The sequence below is a fragment of the Bartonella sp. AD328YNZD genome (assembly GCF_042196425.1).
In genome coordinates this window covers 1-649 of sequence record NZ_JBHIQG010000763.1, presented here as the reverse complement: position 1 = coordinate 649, position 649 = coordinate 1, and the positions used below count along the sequence as shown (strand labels likewise).

The following is a 649-nucleotide window of genomic DNA, read 5'->3' as shown; positions in this document are numbered from 1 at the left end:
TAAAGATAATGTGACATTGGTTTATTTTGGTGATGGTGCTGCAAATCAGGGGCAGGTTTACGAGAGTTTTAATATGGCTTCACTTTGGAAGCTGCCTGTTGTTTATATTATTGAAAATAATCAGTATGCTATGGGAACGTCCGTTTCACGTGCATCTGCAGAAACTGATTTTTCCCGTCGTGGTCTTTCTTTTGAAATTCCAGGTATTGTTGTTGACGGTATGGATGTTCGATCAGTAAAAGGAGCTGCTGATGAAGCAATTTCTTGGGCACGCTCAGGTAAAGGGCCGATCATTCTTGATATGCAAACCTATCGCTATCGTGGTCATTCCATGTCTGATCCAGCGAAATATCGTTCAAAGGAAGAAGTCCAAAAAATAAAAGAGGAACACGATCCGATTGATCAAGTAAAAAGTCGGATTCTTAAAAAAAATTGGGCGAGCGAGGACGATTTAAAATCTATTGAGAAAGAGGTCCGTGCAATTGTTGCTGATGCGGTAGATTTTGCACAAAGTGATCAAGAGCCAGATGCTTCTGAGCTCTATACTGATATTTTAGTTTGATGCGAGGGAAGCAAGTATGTCTATTGATATTTTGATGCCGGCGCTTTCACCAACTATGGAAGAAGGTAAACTGTCTAAATGGCTCAA

General features: G+C 40.4%; 1 protein-coding gene. It reads left to right on the top strand.

Annotation, left to right across the window (positions count from 1 at the left end; translation table 11 throughout):
* Positions 1 to 562, top strand: a 562-nt coding sequence (locus ACFIO3_RS14900) for a thiamine pyrophosphate-dependent enzyme (protein ID WP_375704761.1), incomplete at its 5' end; no start/stop codon positions are given.
* Positions 563 to 649: the final 87 nt, after the last annotated feature.